Consider the following 18,448-nt stretch of genomic DNA (forward strand, 5'->3'; position numbering starts at 1 on the left):
TTAAACTAGTCAATGTAATTCATTATTATGGAATTGATCAGCAGAATTGTCCGCCTTTTTCTTTTCATTCTTACTCATATTATCTGTAACAGAGAAAATAAATTTGCTTAAAAGCTGTTGCAAACTGATAGCCCCTTGGGTATGGGTCAGAAACTGACCAGGTTTAAGAACCGTTTCATCACCACCTGGAGAAAGATCAATATATTTTCCACCTAGCAGACTATCACTTGTAATAATTGCCGCCGTATCAACTGGTAATTTTACATCTGGCCGAACCGTAAAAGTTACAACCGCATTAAATCTTTTTGGGTCAACTTTTTCCTGAATAACTTGACCTACACTCACCCCTGCCAATTTTACGTCTGAACCGACTTCCAGCCCGTCAATCTGGCTAAACGATGCGCATAACGGATACCCTCCAATATTTTTCTGCCCATGTCCAATAATGGCCATGATAACAGCAACAACAAAAATAACCAACACTATCAAACCTGTGACAAGTTCAATTATTTGCTGTGTTTTTTGAGAGGGCATCAATACCATGAACTATCTTTTCAACTAAGCCTCAGGAACCCAGCTTTCATAATCACCCGTAGCCTTGGCTCGTTGACCACCGGCATAATCGCTCCCTTGTGGATGATAAGCCTTGGCTGTTCCGGTTAAATTGGAATGATAGGGAATTTGCCAGGGATGACGCTTTGATACCGGAACTGGTGCATCCGCCTCATAATGTAGCCAGACCCACCACTCTGGAGGAACTGCGGAGGGATCATCACCTTTTTTATAAATAACCCACCGCTCACGACGACGTTCACCTCCGCCAAGACGGTTTAGTTTGCGAGATTCATAATAGGAACGTCCATCAGAATCTTTCCCGACCAAACGTCCTTTTAAAAGTGTGTGTAAACGCGTTCCAAGTGTTGTCATAATATAATTCAAACAAAATAATTATGTAGTATCTTTATCAAATAACTTCTAACAACCATATACCTTTTTTCCATAAAAATCACAAAAAAAATTAAATTGGATTCTAATTAAAGCGAATAATCAAAAGATTACATCCTAAGATAAATAAAAAGTTGAAAACAAACTAAACCGGAATTTTATCCACAATATCCACTGAATACAGATACCTGTATAACTTTTTACCTATTTATTCAGCTTATCGACATTCCAAAAAAAATGTAAACTTGATTATTATGAACACAAGACATATTTGGAATGGCGTCAGGATGCGTAATCTGCAAGCCGCGATTGATCCCGACGCATCTCTTTATTCAGTAACCATGCCCGCTCGATGGGAGGATCAAACTGCAACAGCGATCCTACAGTTATGCTCATCCTATCAACTGGAATCCTCCTCTGTTAAAACAGATCAAATCACTGCCAACTGGTTACTGCCTCTTTGTGATCATGCGGCAAATGCAGGGATCAAAAATTGGACAGTTTCTGACTGGGAAACAATTCTGCTAAACCAACAGGCCTGTCCCAATCAACGTATTTGGCAAAATGACAACAGTCAAAAACCTGCCTTTACCATAAATTTGGCTGCCTTTGCGTCAACTGAAACAGGATTTGACGCTCATTCTTATCGGAAAGTTCTGCAAATTGTTATCGATAGTATCCGTATTCTCTATAAGCAACAGTTCAATTTCATTAACAGTGAACTTCCCTTTCCAGATTTGCAGATTTCCCCAAAGCAAAAGCCTGTAGATTCTGAAAATGCAGAATCATATCACAATATTGCCGGGACAATTTATCTTACCAATTTAGATGCCTGTCTTGCACAACTCGGTCTGGAATATGACAGTATCCAAGGACGGGATGTGGCTTGTTGCCTTACCTGTTTTGCAACCTTACTCTCAACTGCAGGTTGTGGATCTGATTATCTTCCCTTGTCACCAGACTGGAATGCATTACCAGAATTAACTACCCTTGCCAAAGAAATATGGAGTCTTGCCTCTGAGGAAAAAACTTTGCCTCTGCCCAGGATAGAAACCAGTTTCTCAATTCCCGGACCTGAAGATCTATTTCTAGGATCAGAAGCATGTGGACTGGCCCCCATATTTTCCCCTGTTACCGAAGACGGACATCTGGCAATAAGTACTATTGCGCGAATGGCAAAACAAAAACTAACTCCTGAAAGTGCACTGGCTGCAACCCTATCGGGAAATTTGATACTTCAACCCCCTTCTCATCAGGCGCATTGCGCAATGCATCAGGCATTGATCGGTTTTACAACTTCAATGCCCCCCCGTCCCCATCCAATGGAATATCCCCTCGCTTCAAAAACCATATTACCCCGGGGAATTCGAGAACCTCTTCCACCACGTCACAAAGGAATTACACAAAAAGCGAGTATTGCTGGACGTGGATTGTTTTTGCGTACAGGTGAATACGAAGATGGCAAGCTTGGTGAGATATCGATTACGCCTTTAAAAGAAAATGCCATGGTTAAAGGTTTGTTAGACAGCCTTGGCCAGGCTGTCAGTATTGGTTTGCAATATGGGGTTCCTTTAAAGGAATTCGTTTCCGCATTTGCCTATAGCCGCTTCGGCATTGCCGGAACCGTTGAAGGGGATCCAGGAGCGATTTACGCGACCTCGTTTCTGGATTATAGCTTCCGGCTATTATCAGATGTTTATTTAAACCAGCCTTTACCTGACGCACCTAATAATTTACAGTCTGATGAGGAAAAACTCCCCATGCTGCCTTTGGATCTACCAGAGGAAGAAATGAATCAATCTCACTCTTCCCCACGGAAACATTCAAAATTCAAACTTGTAAGCTGAGAAAGGATCAAGACATGTCATCTATTGAGGAACGCATTGCCAAACTTGGAATTCAACTTCCTACCCCGACAGCCCCTGTTGCAAATTATCTTCCTGCAATCAAAACCAATAATTCCCTGATTATTTCTGGTCAACTTCCTTTTATAGACGGGAAACTTTTTGCAACCGGGAAATTGGGCACGACCATTGACCTTAAAACTGGGCAACAAGCAGCCCGCTATTGCATGATCAATATTTTGGCACAGGCCAAGGCCGCTATTGGACAGTTAAATGAAATCAGCAAATTAATCCGTCTGGGAGGGTTCATTGCCAGTATACCGGAATTTACCCAGCAGGCTGTTGTCATGAATGGAGCATCAGATCTAGCTGTAGAAATTTTTGGAGACAAAGGACGACATGCACGTTCTGCCTTTGGTGTAGCATGTTTACCAATGGATGCCTGTGTTGAGGTTGAAGCTTGGTTTGAATTGAAATAAATCTATTCTGCCAGTTGATCTATACGAGTATAATAGTTGATTATACTCTGTATATATATCTGGTGTGCATTTAAATATATTATTCAGAGTTTCTTGCAAGTATCATGTTTCTGTTTTATTCTCATCAAACAGGATTGTACCTACATTTAAAATGCAATCAGCATACCGATTTACGGTTATTATCTAACTAAATATCAAAATAACTTTTTATATCTCGACATACAATTGTTTTAGATCTACAACTTGCTGAGAGATTACCTTTTTAATATCGAAACAATTCATTATTCATTTTATCAGGTGCATCTAAATTTGTAAAAAATCTATATACCCTGCCATTTGCAAGAATAACTATACGAGCTTCCGTTACTGAAAAATACCGTGAATTTGTGAGGCCTGTATTTATATTAAGATCATCGCCAATGTTTTACATACAATTAAAATTTGATTTTTTTCATCTTTTAAGACCGCAAAATCCATCTTTTCGTCCATTTTAATACCGTATCTACAATTATATTCCTGCATAACCCCAAGATGACTGAATACGTCATGCTCCAGAATCATCTGGGCAAAGGGAAGGATAAAAACGTTTTTAGCGAGTTTTTCTGTCTGCGTTAATAAACCCTGCCACTTAATTTTATTCACATTCCATTTTTAATTTTCTCCATTTAGATCATTTGAATGCAACATTTAATAATCATAAACTATTAAATTTATCAATTTCTATACAACAAATTGATAAATGAAGAAAATTAACAACTATAACTAGCTATCTCACAAATCATCAGTGCCGATAGCCATATCATCCATCGAGCCTTCACCAATAATACCAGAATGCTCACGAATACGTTGCTCAATAACCTGACTTATCTCCAGATGCTCTCGCAAGAACTGCTTTACATTTTCCCGTCCCTGACCAATACGCTGACTGTCATAAGAAAACCATGAACCCGCTTTTTCAATAATCCCTGCTTTTACACCCAGATCTATCAATTCTCCCATCTTACTAATTCCTTCTCCATACATAATGTCAAATTCAACCTGCTTGAAAGGAGGAGCCATTTTATTTTTAACCACCTTAATCCGCGTCTGGTTTCCTGTGATTTCGTCCTTTTCCTTCACCTGACCGATACGACGAATATCCATACGTACAGAAGAATAGAACTTCAATGCATTTCCGCCTGTAGTTGTTTCTGGCGATCCAAACATAACACCAATCTTTTGACGAATTTGATTGAGGAAAATCAGACAGGTATTGGAACGAGAAACAGATCCAGTCAATTTTCTTAAGGCCTGGCTCATCAAACGGGCATGTAATCCAACATGATTGTCACCCATATCCCCTTCCAACTCTGCACGGGGAACCAATGCCGCCACACTGTCCACTACCAAGACATCAATAGCGCCAGAACGAACCAAAGTATCCGCAATTTCCAATGCCTGTTCCCCAGCATCAGGTTGAGAGATGAGCAAATTATCAATATCAACGCCGAGTTTACGCGCATAAATGGGATCAAGAGCGTGTTCGGCATCCAAAAATGCACATGTACCACCCTTTTTTTGAGCCTCGGCTATAATATGCAACGCCATTGTTGTTTTCCCGGAACTTTCTGGACCATAGATTTCAACTATACGTCCACGAGGGACACCACCAATTCCTAAAGCAATATCCAGACCAATCGAGCCTGTTGAAATTGCTTCCACTTGAACGACAGACTGCTCTCCCATCTTCATGATTGAACCTTTACCAAAGGCACGTTCAATCTGAGACAAAGCTCCTTCTAATGCTTTATTCTTGTCCATTATTTTTAGAATTTCCTTATAAATAAATAACGTGGGGACCGTAAATTCTCAGATTAACCCCAGTTAAACATTTATTGCTGCTTTTGAAGATTTTAAAAGATAAAAATACAATATTTACATTTACAATATTGGTATTTTTATCAAAATATCAATGATCCATAACAGCAATAATTATCTTAACGACTAATTGCCAATCCCATACCATTTGGATCTGTATAAGCATGACATTGCCTGTCATTTCCTGGCAACCCATCAGAACAATAAACGGCATTTACCCGTCCTTTTGAGCCGCTCGAATTCGGTAATGAAACACCCTTTTCCCGTTTATTTCCTTGTTTGTTCAAAAAAGAATTCATGGTCACGGCAGCCTCTTGCGCCGCATCATTCTGTCCAGAGGCAGAAACTCCTGCAATAAAACGCTGTTTATACGTTGAAATCGATCCTGTTAACAAAGGTGGCGGCAGCTGACGAGGAGACGCAGCCATAACTATACCGGTTGTTCCAGAAATACGTCCTGTACCAAATAAATTATTCATGGTTAAAGCACAAGAAACGGCTCCCCCATCACGATCAACAACTACAAAAGAAGTAGATGCAGGCAATGCTGGCAAACTGCCGCTGCCCGCCTTCCCATTATCAAGCCAGTCTTGAGCTTTTTTTGTCATTCCTTCAATGGATGACTTCAAATAAGTAGAACTATTTTCTGCACGCCATTTTGCAACTGTACCCTGGGCAACATCATCCCTATTTTGTCCATTATGCATCGCCATTGCCATACCCAGACCTCCATCTGCAGGAGGAGATAAAAAATATGTAATATTTTGTCCTTGTGTCAAAGACAAAGCTGAGGTTTGAACAGGCAGGGCATTTCTAAAGTCCTCGTTATACAACCCCCCTCCCGCAATCTGGGATCCCAAGGCATAACTTCTTGCAAGAGAACCAATGTAAAGATCTGCAATACCTGCACTAATCAATCGGTCATAAATAATCTTTAAACGAGGCTGATATAGAATATCCCCAGCCTTAAGAGGAAGTCCATTTGCATTTGTAAATGCTTTCTGCATGGCAGAATCTTCAAATAAGGGCTGCTGAACAGCTGCCAGATCACTCGCCAACGTGTCAGAAACGGGAGCACCATTTCCTGCCAAATTACCAACCAACCGTAAAATATCATTAATATCTGACTTGCCGTAACTTGCCTGTAATAAATATAATCCTCTTGCCATCATTGGAATCGCAGCTGGACGATCACTATTACTGGAAGGTTTTCTTCCTGCCTGAGGAAGGAAAATAATTGACTGTGCCGGCTGTCCGGAATGATACGCCAGACATGCTCCACCTCCTCCCAGCGAGGCACGGGAAGGCAAAGTTACTGTCAATGCCATACCTAGGGCCGTAGCTGCATCAGCCGCATTTCCCCCACGAATCAGGATATCCCGCGCCAACATGGCGGCTTGTGGTTCATCTGCAGCAACGCTCCCAACATATCCTGTTACACGATGATTCAAATTTGCAGATTTTGATAGTTTTTTCTCGTGATGATCCCCACCACATGCCGTTATTGAAAATGCCAAGGCCAAACCACAAACAGCCTTCTTAAACAAAACTATCTTTTGCCTTGATCCGTCCCTGAATTTTTGAGTAAATTTTGTTGTCTTTGCCTCAACACGACCTTTTGAAATTTGATAACGTTTTGACACGTGGCAGCGCTCCACTTAAAAAATCAATAATACCATAATAGGGTTCGAAAGTTATATTTAACTCAAATTATCAAGCCATACTCTATCGAGATTCATTTTATATCACAACAATTACAATTCTGTATAATATTATCCATCCATATGATAAAATCCCAATTTTACCAATCGGAAAACGCTTTATGAAAAAATTATCCTTTCGTCCTTTGATGACAGGTTCATTACTCTCCTGTCTTATCTCTTTCCCTGTCATTGGTCATAGTGAAGATCCAGCAGCAACTTTCTCATCCCAACAACGTAAAGAAATCATTTCCATTGTCAGACAGGCTCTAAAAGATGATCCAACCCTATTAGAAACTGGAATTCAAACCCTGATGAAAAAGAAAGAGCAACAACGCGCTTCACTTTCTACCCAGACAATAAAAGAGAAAAAAGGATTACTGTTACGTCAGCTACCCACTGACGGACTGATGGGCGATCCAAACGCAGCTACAACCATTACTGAATTTTACGATCCAAATTGTGGATACTGTAAAAAAATGCTACCTATTTTAATCGATCTGGTCAAAAAACATAAGGATGTCAAGGTAATCTTAAAAGTCATTCCCATCCTTTCTGAAAACAGCAAATTGCAGTCTCAGGCCATAATTGCGGCAACTAGACAAAACAATTATGTTGCAATGATGCGCTCCTTGATGACCAGTCAGGAAGATATCAACCTTAATACTATCAAATCTATTGCACAGAAACTTAAACTGAACGCCGATCAATTGGTAATCGATATGAAAGCGGATTCCGTCACCAACGCTTTAAACGGCAACCTTCAATTAACTCATGATCTTGGTATTGAAGGTACTCCAGCCTTGATCATTAATGGTGAACATATCATTCAAGGTGCAATAAGCTATGACAATCTTGAACAAGTTATTGATAAACTTAATAAATAATATCATAGCTAAACTAAAGGCGACCCGCAAATCGCCTTTAAAATTCATTTTTTAGGTAACAAAGCTTTCAAGGCATCTACCATATCATCCATCATTTTATCCGTATGATAAGGATTGGGGGTCAATCGCAATCGTTCCGTTCCTTTGGGCACGGTTGGATAATTTATTGGTGGTGCATAAATTTTGTATTCATCCAATAAACGTTGACTTATTTTTTTGCATAACTCAGCCTCTCCAATAATTACGGGTACAATCTGGCTTTTTGTCTCGATAAAAGGAATATTGGCCTGTCTCAATTTTTCCTGAAACGTATGAATACGTTCAAACAATTTTTCACGACGCCAATTCTGCTGACGAACCAAACGAACACTTTTTAATGCCGCTGCCACAACAGATGGAGGTAGGGAAGTTGTAAATATAAATCCAGCCGCAGCCAATCGTAAATATTCAATAATTTCACGTTTCGCCGTTACATATCCCCCATGTACACCAAAGCCCTTTGCAAGGGTTCCTTCAATGATATCAACCTGATTCGCTACACCATCCCTTTGAGAAACACCTCCACCCTCTTTTCCATATAAACCGACAGCATGTACCTCATCTAAATAAGTTAAGGCATTATATTTGTGTGCCAATGCACAGATGGACCCAATATCCGCAATATCGCCATCCATAGAATAGACACTTTCGAAAGCAATCAGTTTGGCAACATTTTTTGGAGCATTTGCAAGTTTATATTCAAGATCCTGCAAATCATTATGTTTGAAAACCACACAATCAGCATTTTTAGCTCCTTTTATACCAGCAATCATAGAATTATGATTTTGCTGATCGGAAAAAGTCATCCAGTTCCCGGACATACTCGTTAGAATAGTTTGCAAACTCGCCTGGTTTGATACATAACCTGATACAAATAACAAGCCCGCCTCTTTACCATGCAAGTCTGCAAGTTCAGCCTCGAGCGCTTCATGCAAGGGATGGGTTCCGGCAATATTTCTTGTCCCACCTGCACCTGCACCATATTTTTGAATAGCCATAATGGCGGCATTCATGACTTCAGGTTCAATTCCCATACCCAGATAATCATTGGCTGACCAGGCTATAATCGGGGTTTCCTCTTTTGCATTAATCTTTCTATCATAAACAGGATAATGCATTGACTGACGACTTAATGGGGTAAAACGCCGATACCGTCCCTGTTTCTCTATATCTCCAAGCGCCTCTTTGCAATAGGCATAAAAAGGATGTGAAGATATTATGGGTTCTGACACAATTTATTCTCCTATTTTAAATCCCTTGGGATTTAAATGATTCAACATGACAAAACATTGTCTGAATAACCAATCCATTACGTCCTCATATAGAACATATTAAAAATTATCCAATAACCTTATTGTATAGTAACTTGAACAACATTTTTCTTGACTCCACCATCTGCCTTGGCATTCATTTGAATTTGCTCCGCCTTGGCACCCGCTCGGATTATTTCATTTGCAATTGCCCTGCCTTCTTGCGCTGCAATATTAGTCATTTGCTCCTGCTGCATTACAGGATCAGATGAAATTGGGGTGACTGAAGTAATAACAAACAAGGCATCCGCTTTTCTTAACAACGCATCCTTTACCAAATTTGTCAAAGGTTTTTCCCATTGATCCTGGGGCGTTCCCTCTACAATTTCGATCGGTGGTGCGGGCGGAGGCGGAGGAGGTGGAGGAGGCGGGGGAATATAAGGAGCAGGCCTACGTCCTGCACTCGGATTAAAAGTCCTTTGATCAACCAGCTTACAAGAACTTAATAAAAAAAAACCACTTAATAACAAGGAAACATAACGCAAATGACTGATCATAAAATTGACTTAAAGTGCAAAGTTGGAAAAGAACGCTAACAATCTCAATTAAACCTTAATAATTGATTTTACAATATAAAGAAATCCTTTACCCTTATATTTCTATTATTCAATAATCGAATTTATTCAATTACCCGAAATAAACCGTAAACTAAGACTGCTATTGACATGAAAGTTTCATTAAAAAAATTTGATCCTACACTTGATTCATATAAAAGATTGATAATCCTGTGCAATCACAACCTCATTTAGCATATTATTAAAAAAGCTAACAAAAGATCAAATTTGTGGTAAATTATTAAGATTAATATTCACGTTATCAAAAAAACGTGATTAAATAGAGTTAAAGACGAAGAAAAGTTTTTATATTAATTTTCACAAGACGATTCGCCTTGGAAAATCTTTTTAACCTTAAAGGGAGATTTAACTATCATGGCTATTAAACTTGCAATTAACGGTTTTGGACGTATTGGTCGCTTGGTACTACGCAGCATCATTGAAACCGAACGCACTGATGCGGAAGTCGTATTGATTAACGACCTTGGCAGCCCAGAGGCCAATGCTCACCTTCTCCGTTATGATACGGTTCACGGTCGTCTTCCTGCAGATGTTAAAGTCGATAATAATACAATGACCATTACAACACATAATGGACGTAAAATTGGCCCAATCAAAATTACAGCCGAAGCAGATCCAACAAAACTTCCATTACAAGGTGTTGATGTTGCAATGGAATGCACAGGACGTTTCACAAGCAAGGAGGCCGCAAGTGCATTGCTTCAGGCTGGTGCCCGTAAGGTTCTTGTTTCCGCCCCCGCAAAAAATGTTGATGCAACCATTGTTTACGGTGTTAACCACAAAATTATCAATGGCAACATGACTGTCATTTCCAATGCATCATGTACCACAAACTGTCTTGCTCCTATCGCAAAGGTTCTTCAGGATACAGTCGGAATTGAACGGGGCAGCATGTTGACCATCCACTCTTACACAGGTGATCAACGCACGGTTGACACATTACATAAAGATCTCCATCGTGCCCGTGCCGCTGCACAAAACATCATTCCGACAACAACTGGTGCCGCAAAAGCCGTTGCATTGGTTATTCCCGAATTAAAAGGAAAACTGGATGGAATTGCCATTCGCGTTCCAACCCCTAATGTTTCTTATGTTGCTTTGGACTTTGTTCCCACCAAAACACCCGCTTCTGTTGAAGAGTTAAATGCCTATTTCAAAAAAGCGGCCGAGGGTGAGCTAAAGGGTATTCTTGGCTATAATGATGAACCGCTCGTAAGTTCCGATTTCAACCATTGCTTTAACTCCTCAACCTTTGATGCAACACAAACCGGATTTATTGACAATGGTAAATTGATCCGTGTTGCTGGCTGGTATGATAATGAATGGGGTTTCTCAACCCGTATGACTGATACAGCTGTTGCCCTTGGGAATGCAAAATAATGGTTGAACAGAAAACTTTCAAAACCCTTGATGATCTTGATTGCAAAGGTAAGAAAGTTCTCTTGCGCGGGGATCTGAATGTCCCCATGCATGATGGCAGAATTACCGATACAACGCGTCTGGATCGTTTGGTCCCCACCATCAAGGAACTGGTTAAAAAAGGTGCAAAGGTTATTCTGTGCAGCCATTTTGCCCGTCCAAAAGGCAAGGTGGTTCCAGAAATGTCTTTAAAACCAGTCGGTGAAGCTTTATCAAATATCTTAAAACAGCCTGTGGCTTTTGCTAATAATTGTATTGGTCCTGATGCCCAGAAAGCTGTCACGTCAATGAAAGACGGTGATATTCTCTTACTTGAAAACACCCGCTTTCATGCTGGTGAAGAAAAGAATGATCCAACGCTTTCTAGAGAGCTTGCTTCTTTGGCAGACGTTTATGTTGATGATGCTTTTTCAGCCTCCCATCGTGCCCATGCATCAACCGAGGGTGTTACCAAATTCCTGCCTTCATTTGCAGGTCGTCTAATGGAGGCTGAATTAAATGCATTGAATGCCGCCCTGGAACATCCTGACCGTCCAGTTGGTGCCATTATCGGCGGATCAAAGATTTCCACAAAGCTTGATTTGCTTTCCAATATGATCAATAAGGTTGATGTATTGATTATTGGTGGGGCTATGGCCAATACCTTTCTTGCCGCTCAAGGCGTCAAGACTGGTAAATCCCTGCAGGAAACCGACATGCATGAAACAGCTCGTGACATCATGGAAAAGGCAAAGGAACAAAATTGTAAAATTCTATTACCTGTAGATGTTGTTGTGGCCGCTGAATTAAAAAATAATCCAGCGACACAAACTGTTGATGTCCATGCCGTTCCCGATAACCAAATGATTTTGGATGTTGGGCCAAAAACGGTGAAATTACTGAACAAGTATCTAGCTGAGCTCAAGACCTTGGTATGGAACGGGCCTTTAGGGGCTTTTGAATTCACACCTTTTGATAAGGCAACCAATGAAGTGGCTCAAGAAGCTGCCAAATTAACCAAATCTGGCAAGCTTAAAAGTATTGCTGGCGGCGGTGATACGGTTTCTGCCTTAAAACATGCTGGCGTTATCAATGAAATGTCTTATGTTTCAACCGCTGGTGGCGCATTTCTTGAATGGCTGGAAGGTAAAGCTCTTCCAGGTATTGTTGCCCTAACAACATTAGCTCAAGAAACAATGCCTTTATAGGTTTTTTAAAAAAACTTTTGAAACAAAAAAGGCTGATTTTTCAGTCTTTTTTGATTTCCTACTGAAATTATGACAATCATATTCCCGATGAATTATTTAATGATAATTTTTTAATATCAATAGTTGTTTCATATTTGATAGGCCAGTCTCTAACGTTCTTTGCATACTCTTTAAATGCCGATCTTAATAAATATGTCATTTTTTAATCATCTTACCACTTTCATATTTTTCATAAGTATAGGTTTTATAACTATCAACATCTGTTAAACCTCTATGAAAATTATGCCATTTTAACATAACAAAAATATTTTGTTTTCCATGAATTGGAAAAAATGAAAATATAAATAATCCTAAAATAATTTTCGCGATCTTGTTAACTGAAATCTTTTTACTTAAATCTATTGACTAGCCTTGGTTAACCTTAAATAATCTGCCAAACGATTAAATGCATTCAATCTTGCCTGATAACCATTTTGGCCTCCATTAACTTTACGTGTTACGGCCTTGACTGTAGCATCTGCTGAAATTGCAAGATCATGAACATTTGCAATATCAAACCAGTAAACAAATGCTGTCTCCACAGCATATTCATAATGATTTCTATCTGCAATCAAATCAGGATTGTTTAATAAATTATTAATATCATCGGGAAATTCTTGATGATGATAATCCTGCATTCTTCTATACAGATTTTTGCCTGTTATTTGAAGAAACCCCCTGCCTCTATATCTATATCCATCGCCACTTGCTTCATCACCATTCCCCATACGATCAGCATATACATAGTTACCTAATGCTTGTGGATGATGAGCATAATGAGAAGTTTGTGTCCACAATTTATCTCTTCGGACTCTTATTTTTTTGCATAATTTTTTTTTACACATCCGTAATGCTTGGTAACCAAATTTATCGCGCATTGCACTTACACGGTAATTTAAATTTTCCGCTATTGGTTGAAGTCCACTTTCAGCAGATATCTGAGATAGGAAATAAGCAATTTCCCGCTTATCTGTCATATTAAAATGATTGGCATTTCTATTAAGGTAAGGCAATGCTGTAGCGTTAACTCCATTCTTTCCTTTACCTGATGGATTTACAGCATCCAGCATACCAATCGTTATAATTTGAGGATAAACTGCATTTTTTGTTGCCTCACTTGCGGAGCCCTTTTGCTTTTCTCCTTCTTTTTGCCAGGGTTGAATAGATGACAGTTTCCTTTCAGCATGATTTATTACAAGCGAGGTTGAAGAATCTTGGGTCAGCAAACCCGTAAAATTATTCAAGTATATTGAAGTTTTTTTACCGGGTGTTATAACACCATCAGGATGTGTATAAAATTTACTCTGAAACTCAATGATTGCCTTTTTTGTAAGCGGACCACATATTCCATCAACATCAATATATGATGCCCCATGCCGTTTGAGTAACGACTGTACAATTATAACATCTTGACGGTTATTTACAGCATTACGCCCAACCGAATGACGAATGTTACGCATTTTAATTACTCATTGAATCCATTGACATTCATAATGATTTCTTTGGCGCTGCCTTCACAAACTCCAAATTCTGGATGATATTCAAAATAAACATCAACCGAGCAAACATCCTCATATTGATCTTCCGCATTGACAAATGAACTTTCTATGGTTACTTCATCGCTATAAAGAGGAAAAAATGGCGCTTTATATTGCTCAAACTGATCACTTGCCCAGGAATCATTAAATCTGACTATAAACGACTTGGCCATTTGCAGTGCTGGAACATATTCGTTTCCGACGAACATCAGGGTCATTGTAATCTGCGATCTTGACCTGAAAATCTTATGACGCCCCCGATAATAGCTTTCATTACTTGAAAGACGGTTTTCATCAACGATATTCATGAGTATATAGGGTGCTTTGGGGGTTGAAACTCGGTTGCCGCGACCTTGTATAATCGTTAATTCAGTTCCTTTAATAGGGATAGCCTTTTTTATGAATTTTCCTACCAAATTATACATTTCTTTATAACTTAAAGTGTATAACTCTGGAAATTCTCCATCTTTGGGAGCAACAACCATGACTTTGACATGTTTATTATCCTTTTTACTCATAGAATTAATGCTTTCTTAAATTTTTTGTTTTGGAAATTAATTGGAATATTGATGCTATTGTCTTGGCATCTATTGAAAAAATTCTATTGATAAAAAACAAAAAAACGACCTACTATCAAGGTCGCTTCATCAAACTATAATAATACTAACTTACTAAAATAATCTCAAAATCTGACAGAAAATTCAATAATGTTTGACTGTTTGTATCAATTTTTTTAGATATATTTAAGTGGCTTTTACAAATATAAACTATAAATTCACAATTTTGTTTTCAAACATTATAGAGCCATCAACGATATCCCTATAAAACCATTTATTATAGCAATAATCAAAATAATAGCTCAGTTATCAACATTAACTTCTGTAGTGGAAAGTTGAACTGTATCTCCCACCAATCCCTTGGCGAATTCTTCTGCAGAAAAATCGCGAAGATCTTCCGCCTTTTCACCAACTCCTACTGCATGGATTGGCAACTTAAATTTTTCAGCCAAGGCAATGACAATACCTCCTCGTGCCGTACCATCCAATTTGGTAATGATTAATCCACTAACATCAACCATCTCCTTAAAGATACGAACCTGTTCAATTGCATTTTGACCTGTTGTGGCATCCAAAACCAATAAAACAGAATGCGGCGCCGTTTCATCAAATTTACGCATGACACGAATGATTTTGGCAAGCTCCTCCATCAGAGCACTTTTATTATGCAAACGACCTGCCGTATCAATCAACAGCAAATCTGTTTTCTCATTTTTTGCACGTTTCAGGGCTTCAAAAGCTAGACCCGCCGCATCTGCCTGCGGTTTTCCTGAAATAACCGATACACCAACCCGATCACCCCACACTTGCAATTGTTCCACTGCTGCCGCACGAAAAGTATCCCCGGCAACCATCATCACCTTAAGCCCCTGATCAGTAAAAAACTGTCCCATTTTTCCAATCGTTGTCGTTTTTCCTGTCCCGTTTACGCCAACCATCAAAACAACATGGGGTTTCAAATCAGGATTGGGCTGAAATGGTACGGCAACTGGTTTTAAAATCTTGGAAATTTCTTCTGCAAGGGCCTGTTTTATTTCCTGATCCGTAACTTCCGAACCGAACCGGGTCTTACGAAAAGATTCAATAACATTTTCCGCTACTTCTGGCCCGAAATCAGCAGAAATTAGAATATCCTCCAATTGTTCAAGTGATTCATCATCCAATCGTCGTTTTGTAAAAACAGATGTTAAGTTATTTCCCAATTTTTGCGTTGAACGGGAAAGCCCCTGTTTAAGACGAGAAAAAAAACCAAGCGCCATTTATATTCTTTCTACTATTATACCATCAGAATTACCCGAAATTACACGGGCTGAAATAATTTCACCGGGGGTTGCCTCCTTACCTGTTAAGGTTGCTGCGGAAAATTGTTCACTGTGACCACGATCAACCGTTTCCATCAAGATGGAAACTGTTTTATTAACAAAACATTCATGATATGAACTGGCTATTTCCGCACCCAAATTTCGCAACCGGGCCGCACGCTCTTTCCTTACGGAAACTGCAACGGCTGGCATATGGGCCGCAGGTGTGCCCTTTCTTTCACTATAGGGAAAAACATGAAGATAGGGAATGGCAACTGTCTTTAGAAAATCGTATGTCTCCTGAAAATACAATTCATCCTCCGTCGGAAAACCTGCAATAATGTCGGCACTTAGTCCTATATCAGGGCGTATTGAACGAAGTTGTTCAATCAATGATCCAACATCTTTGGTTTGATGACGTCTCTTCATCCGTTTTAATATCATGTCGGAACCTGCCTGAAGCGACAAATGAAGATGGGGCATAAAACGAGATTCACTGGCCATTAAATCCCACAAAACCGGATCCATACCAATTGGATCAATTGATGATAATCTTAACCTTTTTAATTCCGGAACATCTTTTAGAATAGCCTTACACAGATCCCCCAACCTTCCTTTATGTTTCAGATCCCTTCCCCATGAAGCGATATCAACTCCTGTAAGAACAATCTCATTGTATTGCTGTTGGGTCAAAGCTTTTACCTGATCAACCACTCCCTTAACAGAAACAGACCGGGAAGGTCCCCGCCCAAAAGGAATAACGCAAAAAGTACAACGATGATCGCATCCCTGCTGAATTTGAACAAAAGCCCTAGTCCGACCGGTAAAATCAGTTACAATCCGTCCCACGGTATTTTTCACCGTCATGATATCGGAGACCTGATTTCCTTGAGATAAAGCTGCCTCTGTCCAATTTTCCCCCTTTAACTTGTCTTCATTTCCCAATATTTGCTTCACACCCGGTAATGACGACCATTGTTCAGGATTGATTTGTGCGGCACAACCCGTGACGATAATACGTTTTTCGCGATCTTTTCGGTGTAGCCGACGAATTGCCTGTTTTGCCTGCCGTTCTGCCTCAGCTGTCACGGCACAGGTATTGACAATAACGACATTGTCAAGTTGCTCGGCATGCTGGCTCATTACCTCACTTTCATAACGGTTAAGCCTGCATCCAAAGGTAATGATCTGCGGTTTTTCCTTTTGGGTCTTTGACGTCATAAAGGGTAATGATCCAAATTAAATTGCCCGGTAAAAGAAAAATGAACAGGACCTGTCATCAATACATCATTAGAGGCTTCATCCCATTCAACAATCAAATTCCCACCATCCATTCTTACCTCGCAATAACGATCAGCCAAACCTCGCCGAACCGCATTCACAACAGAAGCACATGCACCGGAACCACAAGCCAGTGTTAACCCTGCCCCGCGTTCCCAAACACGAACCCGCATGTTTTGACGATCAAGCATCTGTACAAACCCTATATTTGCCCCTTCCGGAAACAAGGGGTCTTTTTCCAGAACCTGACCGCAAAATACAGGATCGACCGTAGATAAATCCTCAACGAAAAATGTTACATGGGGATTCCCCATAGAAACCGCTGCCGGTTCCCCGGATAATGGCAAATATAAACTATCAACATCACGTTGTAGTGGAATATCACGCCAATTCATTTTTGGCTGTCCCATATTTACTTTTACTGTAAAAGCATCAATGACCTCGGTTGGCAGTAACCCAGCGCTGGTTTGTAAGGTAAAATTCTTACGTTGAAATTTATCATGCAACCATGCCGTGACACAGCGTGAACCGTTTCCACAGGCACCTGCCTCATCTCCGCCAGGATTGAAAAAACGAACATAAACATCGGCTTTTTTATCTTTTGGAGCAGATAATATAATCAACTGGTCACAGCCAATCCCATAACGACGATCACATAGTTCGGCAATACGATTATTATTTAGCTGAATTCTGTTGACAGAATTATCGATAATGACAAAATCATTACCGATACCATGCATTTTACTAAAAGAAATATCCATTATTATTCTAACGTAACTATTGGTACTTAACTTGACTTAATTTATCAATGTAACACAAAAAACGCCAATTTTTTATGCCCATGACCGAATTAAACGATTTCCATCCCCATTCTTTTGATATTGCTGGTACAGAAAATGATCTTGAATATTATACGCATCATAAACCTGTACCTCTTATCGACCAAGGGGGATATAAAACTATTGAAGCCTTATATCATACTCTCATACAAAAAGGCGATACCATCCTCGACCTAATGTGTGGATCAAACAGTCATATTCCCGCGAATGTTCCATACCAAGATTTAATCGGTATTGATATCGATAACAATGCCTTACAACAAAATCATCAATTAACAAAAAAAATTCTTCAGGACATTAACCAAAATTTATCCCTTCCTTTACAAGATAACAGTGTCGATTATATTTGCCTGTGCTCAGTCATTGAATATTTGCGAAATCCTTTCGCTATTCTTGAGGAATGCTATCGGATATTAAAACCCCGAGGCAGAATAATCTTTTCTTTTTCCCCCCGATATTTAGCGATCCGCACTATTGCCTTATGGCAGGCACTTGATAACGGGGAGCGCCAGCGCTTTATCAAAATTCTTCTGAAACGATCAGGATTCAACAATTTCGATCAGGGAGAAGTTCACCCACCCGATAATCAGCCTCTCTGGAAAAGCAGCATATATAGTGTTGTTGCCAGTAAAATTTAATTTATGCTAATCA

18 protein-coding genes are annotated in these 18,448 nt (G+C 39.6%); 6 read left to right on the forward strand and 12 right to left on the reverse strand.

The annotated features are described in order from the left end of the window. Window positions 1–9 precede the first annotated feature (9 nt). Together mlaD and H3T44_RS03355 are read right to left on the reverse strand one after the other, a co-directional pair. Window positions 10–534, reverse strand: coding sequence for an outer membrane lipid asymmetry maintenance protein MlaD (gene mlaD, locus H3T44_RS03350; RefSeq protein WP_232347489.1), 525 nt, complete (start codon window positions 532–534; stop codon window positions 10–12). Window positions 535–558: 24 nt separating this feature from the next. Further along, the gene (locus H3T44_RS03355) at window positions 559–927 is read right to left on the reverse strand and encodes an NADH-ubiquinone oxidoreductase subunit NDUFA12 family protein (RefSeq protein ID WP_155565853.1); all 369 of its coding nucleotides are present in this window, start codon (window positions 925–927) and stop codon (window positions 559–561) included. Window positions 928–1,232: 305 nt separating this feature from the next. Here H3T44_RS03355 and H3T44_RS03360 point away from each other — a divergent pair, with 305 nt between their 5' ends. Then, window positions 1,233–2,792: a vitamin B12-dependent ribonucleotide reductase gene (locus H3T44_RS03360; RefSeq protein ID WP_155567248.1), complete on the forward strand. Its 1,560-nt coding sequence runs from the start codon at window positions 1,233–1,235 to the stop codon at window positions 2,790–2,792. Between the two features lie 14 nt (window positions 2,793–2,806). Continuing rightward, window positions 2,807–3,268: a RidA family protein gene (locus tag H3T44_RS03365; RefSeq protein ID WP_198196007.1), complete on the forward strand. Its 462-nt coding sequence runs from the start codon at window positions 2,807–2,809 to the stop codon at window positions 3,266–3,268. A 399-nt stretch (window positions 3,269–3,667) separates the two neighbouring features. On the opposite strand, the gene H3T44_RS03370 is transcribed toward H3T44_RS03365, so the two are convergent. The 3 genes from H3T44_RS03370 to H3T44_RS03380 all read right to left on the reverse strand — a co-directional run bounded on the left by H3T44_RS03370 (window position 3,668) and on the right by H3T44_RS03380 (window position 6,768). Then, complete coding sequence (locus H3T44_RS03370; RefSeq protein WP_198196008.1) at window positions 3,668–3,910, reverse strand: hypothetical protein; 243 nt, start codon at window positions 3,908–3,910, stop codon at window positions 3,668–3,670. Window positions 3,911–4,039: 129 nt separating this feature from the next. Beyond that, window positions 4,040–5,068: a recombinase RecA gene (gene recA / locus H3T44_RS03375; protein WP_198196010.1), complete on the reverse strand. Its 1,029-nt coding sequence runs from the start codon at window positions 5,066–5,068 to the stop codon at window positions 4,040–4,042. Window positions 5,069–5,244: 176 nt separating this feature from the next. Then, entirely contained in the window at window positions 5,245–6,768 is a 1,524-nt protein-coding gene (locus H3T44_RS03380) for a gamma-glutamyltransferase (RefSeq protein ID WP_370552719.1), read from the reverse strand. Between the two features lie 179 nt (window positions 6,769–6,947). On the opposite strand from H3T44_RS03380, the gene H3T44_RS03385 reads away from it, so the two are divergent. Next, window positions 6,948–7,712, forward strand: a complete 765-nt coding sequence (locus H3T44_RS03385; RefSeq protein WP_122123982.1) for a DsbA family protein — start codon at window positions 6,948–6,950, stop codon at window positions 7,710–7,712. Window positions 7,713–7,756: 44 nt separating this feature from the next. Here H3T44_RS03385 and hemA read toward each other — a convergent pair whose 3' ends face one another. Together hemA and H3T44_RS03395 are read right to left on the reverse strand one after the other, a co-directional pair. Continuing rightward, window positions 7,757–8,983: a 5-aminolevulinate synthase gene (hemA, locus tag H3T44_RS03390; protein WP_370552720.1), complete on the reverse strand. Its 1,227-nt coding sequence runs from the start codon at window positions 8,981–8,983 to the stop codon at window positions 7,757–7,759. A gap of 119 nt (window positions 8,984–9,102) precedes the next feature. Next, window positions 9,103–9,558: a hypothetical protein gene (locus tag H3T44_RS03395; RefSeq protein WP_198196012.1), complete on the reverse strand. Its 456-nt coding sequence runs from the start codon at window positions 9,556–9,558 to the stop codon at window positions 9,103–9,105. 432 nt (window positions 9,559–9,990) lie between these two features. Here H3T44_RS03395 and gap point away from each other — a divergent pair, with 432 nt between their 5' ends. Then, window positions 9,991–11,016, forward strand: coding sequence for a type I glyceraldehyde-3-phosphate dehydrogenase (gene gap, locus H3T44_RS03400; RefSeq protein ID WP_198196013.1), 1,026 nt, complete (start codon window positions 9,991–9,993; stop codon window positions 11,014–11,016). After that, entirely contained in the window at window positions 11,016–12,242 is a 1,227-nt protein-coding gene (locus H3T44_RS03405; RefSeq protein ID WP_198196015.1) for a phosphoglycerate kinase, read from the forward strand. Before gap ends, H3T44_RS03405 begins: the two co-directional genes overlap by 1 nt. Window positions 12,243–12,640: 398 nt before the next feature. Here the strand turns inward: H3T44_RS03405 and H3T44_RS03410 are convergent, their stop codons facing one another. The 5 genes from H3T44_RS03410 to dapF form a co-directional block, all read right to left on the reverse strand. Then, window positions 12,641–13,741 (reverse strand): peptidoglycan-binding protein, encoded by a 1,101-nt coding sequence (locus H3T44_RS03410; protein WP_198196016.1) that lies wholly within the window; start codon window positions 13,739–13,741, stop codon window positions 12,641–12,643. A 5-nt stretch (window positions 13,742–13,746) separates the two neighbouring features. After that, entirely contained in the window at window positions 13,747–14,337 is a 591-nt protein-coding gene (locus H3T44_RS03415) for an LIC_12616 family protein (RefSeq protein WP_110438504.1), read from the reverse strand. Between the two features lie 341 nt (window positions 14,338–14,678). Then, window positions 14,679–15,635, reverse strand: coding sequence for a signal recognition particle-docking protein FtsY (gene ftsY / locus H3T44_RS03420; protein ID WP_198194958.1), 957 nt, complete (start codon window positions 15,633–15,635; stop codon window positions 14,679–14,681). Continuing rightward, window positions 15,636–16,898, reverse strand: a complete 1,263-nt coding sequence (mtaB, locus tag H3T44_RS03425) for a tRNA (N(6)-L-threonylcarbamoyladenosine(37)-C(2))-methylthiotransferase MtaB (RefSeq protein ID WP_198196018.1) — start codon at window positions 16,896–16,898, stop codon at window positions 15,636–15,638. After that, on the reverse strand, window positions 16,895–17,719 hold the full coding sequence (dapF, locus tag H3T44_RS03430; protein WP_110438507.1) for a diaminopimelate epimerase: 825 nt from the start codon (window positions 17,717–17,719) through the stop codon (window positions 16,895–16,897). Before dapF ends, mtaB begins: the two co-directional genes overlap by 4 nt. A gap of 80 nt (window positions 17,720–17,799) precedes the next feature. Between dapF and H3T44_RS03435 the strand changes: the two genes are divergently transcribed. After that, entirely contained in the window at window positions 17,800–18,435 is a 636-nt protein-coding gene (locus H3T44_RS03435) for a class I SAM-dependent methyltransferase (RefSeq protein WP_155568435.1), read from the forward strand. The last annotated feature ends 13 nt before the right edge of the window (window positions 18,436–18,448 follow it).

This window comes from Commensalibacter sp. M0355 (assembly GCF_016101365.1).
GTDB lineage: Bacteria > Pseudomonadota > Alphaproteobacteria > Acetobacterales > Acetobacteraceae > Commensalibacter > Commensalibacter melissae.

Coding starts and splice junctions, on each gene's coding strand:
- mlaD (WP_232347489.1), bottom strand. CDS start 534: ATGCCCTCTCAAAAAACACAGCAAATAATTGAACTTGTCACAGGTTTG.
- H3T44_RS03355 (WP_155565853.1), bottom strand. CDS start 927: ATGACAACACTTGGAACGCGTTTACACACACTTTTAAAAGGACGTTTG.
- H3T44_RS03360 (WP_155567248.1), top strand. CDS start 1,233: ATGCGTAATCTGCAAGCCGCGATTGATCCCGACGCATCTCTTTATTCA.
- H3T44_RS03365 (WP_198196007.1), top strand. CDS start 2,807: ATGTCATCTATTGAGGAACGCATTGCCAAACTTGGAATTCAACTTCCT.
- recA (WP_198196010.1), bottom strand. CDS start 5,068: ATGGACAAGAATAAAGCATTAGAAGGAGCTTTGTCTCAGATTGAACGT.
- H3T44_RS03385 (WP_122123982.1), top strand. CDS start 6,948: ATGAAAAAATTATCCTTTCGTCCTTTGATGACAGGTTCATTACTCTCC.
- H3T44_RS03395 (WP_198196012.1), bottom strand. CDS start 9,558: ATGATCAGTCATTTGCGTTATGTTTCCTTGTTATTAAGTGGTTTTTTT.
- gap (WP_198196013.1), top strand. CDS start 9,991: ATGGCTATTAAACTTGCAATTAACGGTTTTGGACGTATTGGTCGCTTG.
- H3T44_RS03405 (WP_198196015.1), top strand. CDS start 11,016: ATGGTTGAACAGAAAACTTTCAAAACCCTTGATGATCTTGATTGCAAA.
- H3T44_RS03410 (WP_198196016.1), bottom strand. CDS start 13,741: ATGCGTAACATTCGTCATTCGGTTGGGCGTAATGCTGTAAATAACCGT.
- H3T44_RS03415 (WP_110438504.1), bottom strand. CDS start 14,337: ATGAGTAAAAAGGATAATAAACATGTCAAAGTCATGGTTGTTGCTCCC.
- ftsY (WP_198194958.1), bottom strand. CDS start 15,635: ATGGCGCTTGGTTTTTTTTCTCGTCTTAAACAGGGGCTTTCCCGTTCA.
- mtaB (WP_198196018.1), bottom strand. CDS start 16,898: ATGACGTCAAAGACCCAAAAGGAAAAACCGCAGATCATTACCTTTGGA.
- dapF (WP_110438507.1), bottom strand. CDS start 17,719: ATGGATATTTCTTTTAGTAAAATGCATGGTATCGGTAATGATTTTGTC.
- H3T44_RS03435 (WP_155568435.1), top strand. CDS start 17,800: ATGACCGAATTAAACGATTTCCATCCCCATTCTTTTGATATTGCTGGT.